The organism is Acidithiobacillus sp. TH-A36 (assembly GCF_057473445.1).
Genome location: NZ_JBYCKP010000456.1, coordinates 1 through 4,186, shown reverse-complemented (window position 1 = coordinate 4,186; position 4,186 = coordinate 1). Strand labels below are relative to the sequence as shown.

6 protein-coding genes are annotated in these 4,186 nt (G+C 55.6%); all 6 read left to right on the top strand.

Annotated features, from left to right (window positions below):
- On the top strand, nucleotides 1-293 hold a 293-nt coding region (gene phnH / locus AC2VLY_RS11710), incomplete at its 5' end, for a phosphonate C-P lyase system protein PhnH (RefSeq protein WP_486922329.1).
- 3 nt (nucleotides 294-296) lie between these two features.
- Nucleotides 297-1,403, top strand: a complete 1,107-nt coding sequence (locus AC2VLY_RS11705) for a carbon-phosphorus lyase complex subunit (RefSeq protein WP_486894189.1) — start codon at nucleotides 297-299, stop codon at nucleotides 1,401-1,403.
- Nucleotides 1,390-2,220 (top strand): alpha-D-ribose 1-methylphosphonate 5-phosphate C-P-lyase PhnJ, encoded by an 831-nt coding sequence (locus AC2VLY_RS11700; protein ID WP_010639146.1) that lies wholly within the window; start codon nucleotides 1,390-1,392, stop codon nucleotides 2,218-2,220. Before AC2VLY_RS11705 ends, AC2VLY_RS11700 begins: the two co-directional genes overlap by 14 nt.
- A complete protein-coding gene (locus AC2VLY_RS11695) occupies nucleotides 2,211-2,993 on the top strand; it encodes an ATP-binding cassette domain-containing protein (protein WP_193649386.1) in 783 nt (260 codons plus the stop codon). The genes AC2VLY_RS11700 and AC2VLY_RS11695 overlap by 10 nt, the downstream gene beginning before the upstream one ends.
- Entirely contained in the window at nucleotides 2,990-3,688 is a 699-nt protein-coding gene (gene phnL, locus AC2VLY_RS11690; protein WP_193649387.1) for a phosphonate C-P lyase system protein PhnL, read from the top strand. Before AC2VLY_RS11695 ends, phnL begins: the two co-directional genes overlap by 4 nt.
- The coding region (locus tag AC2VLY_RS11685) for an amidohydrolase family protein (RefSeq protein WP_486922328.1) at nucleotides 3,685-4,186 on the top strand (502 nt) is incomplete at its 3' end. The genes phnL and AC2VLY_RS11685, both read left to right, overlap by 4 nt.

Genomic DNA, 4,186 nt, shown 5'->3' with positions numbered 1-4,186 from the left:
ACTGGGACTGGGACCGAAACCTGCTGAATATTGGCAGTGAAGAAGAACCGGAAAAAGGCGCCACCCTGATTCTGGAGCTGGACAGCCTGAGCGATGGAGCGCCTCTGCAGTTGACTGGTCCCGGCATTGCCAGCAGCCAGACAGCCGCCCCCCGGCTCGCATCCGGATTCACGTCCTTCTGGCAGAAGCAGCAAGGCCTTTATCCGCGAGGGATAGATCTGATTTTATGCTGCAGGAATGAATGTCTTTGCCTGCCACGCTCCATCAGCATTCATGCAGACAGGGAGAATTAAGTCATGTCCTATGTAGCCGCCAAAGGCGGTGCCCAGGCCATTCACGCCGCCCATCAACTGGTTGCCGAAAGAAATGCAGCAAATCCTGACGACCTGCAGGCGCAAATCGCCCGGCACCTGCATCTGGGCATTGATCGCATCATGGCCGAAGCCTCGCTGTACGACCGGGATATTGCCGCAAAAGCGCTTCTGCAAGCTCAGGGCGACAGTATCGAGGCGGTATTTATCGTCCGCGCCTACCGCGCCACATTAAGTCGTTTTCTGGATTCAGTTCCCCTCAATCTTGGCCAGGCCCATTTGCAAAGACATATATCTGCTGCCTTCAAGGACGTTCCCGGCGGCCAGCAACTCGGAGCCACCTATGATTACTCCCATCGTCTGCTCGGTTATTTCCAGAATCTGCCCGCACAGGACGAAGCGGAAGCTTCCTGCGCCACCTCCGGCATCCATCCAAAAGCCACACTGAACAAAACCAGCGTCATGGATCTTCTCGAAACAGAAGGTCTGATTGAAAAAAGCTCTACCGAAGCAGCAGATGCCGAAAATCGGGACATCACCCAAATTCCGCCCGGTTTTCCTGCCAGTCGTGCCCAGCGCCTGCAGACATTGGCGCGGGCGGATGAAGGTTTTGTGCTCGGCATGGCCTACTCTACCCAACGCGGCTATGGGCAAAACCATCCCTTTATTGCCGAATTAAGCCATGGCTCCGTCAATGTCGAAATCTGCCCGCCAGAACTGGGCTTCAGCCTCTGCATCGGCACCATAGAAATGACAGAATGCCAGATGATCAACCAGTTTCAGGGAGACTCACCGGACACGGCCACCTTTACCCGAGGCTACGGACTGGTTTTCGGACACAATGAACGCAAGGCCATCGCCATGGCATTGCTCGATCGTGCCTTGCGCGCTCAGGAACTTGGCGAAAAGGTGGAAGCGCCCGCACAGGATGAAGAATTCGTGCTCAGTCATTGTGATAATGTGGAAGCCACCGGTTTTGTGGAACATCTGAAGCTTCCCCACCATGTGGATTTTCAGAGTGAAATTTCGACATTACGGGCTTTGCGCGCCCAATCGCCCGGCACAACGGTAAAACACGATGATGCCCTATAACTTTGCCTATCTCGATGAAAACAGTAAACGGGCCATCCGCCGCAGCCTGCTCAAAGCCGTTGCCATTCCCGGTCACCAGATTGCCTTTGCCAGCCGGGAAATGCCTCTGCCCTATGGTTGGGGAACCGGAGGTATCCAGGTAACTGCCGCCATTATCGGGAAGGATGATATTCTCAAAGTCATTGATCAGGGCGCCGATGACACCACCAATGCCGTTTCCATCCGGCATTTTTTCCAAAGCGTAGCCGGCGGAATCGCCACGACGACCGACACCCAACAGGCCAGCATCATCCAGACCCGCCACCGGATCCCGGAAACAGCACTGCGTGCCGACCAGATCATCGTCTATCAGGTCCCCATGCCTGAGCCGCTCTTCAAGCTGGAACCACGCCGCACGGAAACCCGGATTTTGCACGCCATGGCCGATTACAGCCTGATGTACTTGCAGCTTTATGATCACATTACCCGCTATGGTCGCGTGGCGATCGGCTATGATTACCCCGTCATGGTGCATGACCGCTATCTGATGTCGCCCTCCCCCATTCCGGCTTTTGATGTCCCGAAAATGCACATGAATCCCGCCCTGCAACTTTTTGGTGCTGGGCGCGAAAAACGCCTCTACGCCGTTCCTCCTTATACTCGTGTCGTGCCTCTGGCTTTTGAGGATTACCCCTTTACTCCGCTGCAGGCGCAAGCTCCCTGTGCGCTCTGTGGATCGACCAGCTCCTACAAGGACGAAATCATTCTCGATGACAGCGGCAAAAGACAGTTTGTCTGTTCCGACACCGACTATTGCGGGAAAACGTCATGCAAGTGAACACCCAACCCGCCCTGATGGTCCGCGATCTGCATTTTCAGTACGGCAAACAGCCGGTAGTTCGCAATGTATCCATGGAGTTATATCCCGGCGAAATCCTGGCCATTGTTGGCGAAAGCGGTTCGGGCAAATCCACTTTGCTGAACCTTCTTTACGGCAGCTTGTCGCCCACTCAGGGCGCAATACAGGCCAGCACTCCGGACCTGGGCTTGCGTCCTGTCTCTGCACTCAGCAGACAGGCACTCCGGCATCTGCAACGCACGGCCTGGGGCTTTGTCTGCCAGAATCCCCGCGATGCCCTGCGCATGGAAATCAGCGCCGGCGGCAATATCGTTGAAAGACGCATGATCATGGGCCTGCGCCATTATGGCCAATTGCGCGAGGAAGCCCTTTACTGGCTGCAAAAAGTGGAAATTGATCCGACCCGCCTGGATGATTTACCCGAAACTTTTTCTGGCGGCATGTTGCAGCGCCTGCAGATTGCCCGCACACTCATCAGCCAGCCCGCCCTGCTCTATCTGGACGAACCCACCAGCGGTCTGGATGTTTCCGTACAGGCCGCCTTGCTGGACCTGCTCCGCAAACTGGTTATTGCGGAAAATATGGCGGTAGTGCTGGTTACCCATGATCTGGCAGTAGCCCGCCTCCTCGCCCAGCGCATTGCGGTCATGCGTCAGGGCGAAATCATCGAAGAAGGGCTGGCCGATCAGGTGCTGGATGATCCGCAACATCCTTACACCCAACTTTTGGTCAGTTCGGTGCTCCCGGCATGAATATTCTGGAAATTGAAAAACTCAGCAAAAAATTTGTGTTGCATCTGCGTGGTGGTTTGAATCTGCCTATTTTGCGCCATATACAATTGAGCGTTGCTGCCGGTGAATGCGTCGCGCTGGTCGGCGCCTCAGGTAGTGGAAAATCATCCCTGCTGAGAACAATATATGGTAATTATCGGGCAGAATCCGGTGCCATCCGCCTGCGCAACGGGCTGAGTATGGTGGATATTTTGCAAAGCAGCCCCCGCGAAATCATCGCGTTGCGGCGACAGGTCATGGCTTATGCCAGTCAGTTTCTGCGGGTCATTCCCAGAGTCTCCACCCTGGATCTGGTCGCGCAACCGCTGGCCGATCAGGGCATTGATACGCAAACGGCCATGGAACGCGCCACTGAGATATTGCTGGAATTGAATCTGCCGCAACACCTGCACGCCCTGCCTCCCGCCACCTTTTCCGGGGGCGAACAGCAACGGGTAAATCTGGCCAGAGCTTTTGTCGGCCAACATTCCCTGATTCTGCTTGATGAACCGACGGCCTCCCTGGATGGGCACAATGCCACAGCGGTCAAAAACAAGATTCTACAAGCCAAAAAAACCGGTCGGGCGGTACTGGCGGCATTTCACGACCCCGACTTTATCGCTCAGGTGGCTGATCGCCAATATTCCATCCCATCCCTTTCGGAGCATGCCCCATGAAAACCCTGGCCTTCAGTAATTTCCGTATGGTTCTGGAAGATCGCATTGTTCATGGCGCTCTGACCCTGGATGAAAACGGCAAAATCATAGCGCTGGAAGAAGACCCGCATCCCCGACCCGGCAGTGAAGACGGACAGGGCGACTGGTTGTTGCCCGGACTGGTGGATGTGCACACCGACAATCTCGAACGCCAGGTACAGCCGCGCAGCAACGTGCGCTGGCCTTCCCGTTCCGCTTTTCTGGCCCATGACAGCCAGTGTGCGGCCGCAGGCATCACCACCGTGGCAGATGCCCTTTGTGTCGGAGATGCCGGCTTTGAAAGCCAGCGTATCCAGACCCTTCGCGATGCGGTTGTAGATCTTACTTTTCTGGATGAACAAGGGTTATTACGTTCCGACCACGTGCTGCATCTGCGCTGTGAACTCCCCACACCCAATATGCAACAATTGTTTGAAACGGCAATGGCGCAAGCCCCCGTTCACATGATCAGCATCATGG

Bases quoted from the DNA above. Each gene is read 5' to 3' on its own strand.
- AC2VLY_RS11705 (WP_486894189.1), top strand. From the start codon at position 297: ATGTCCTATGTAGCCGCCAAAGGCGGTGCCCAGGCCATTCACGCCGCC.
- AC2VLY_RS11700 (WP_010639146.1), top strand. From the start codon at position 1,390: ATGATGCCCTATAACTTTGCCTATCTCGATGAAAACAGTAAACGGGCC.
- AC2VLY_RS11695 (WP_193649386.1), top strand. From the start codon at position 2,211: ATGCAAGTGAACACCCAACCCGCCCTGATGGTCCGCGATCTGCATTTT.
- phnL (WP_193649387.1), top strand. From the start codon at position 2,990: ATGAATATTCTGGAAATTGAAAAACTCAGCAAAAAATTTGTGTTGCAT.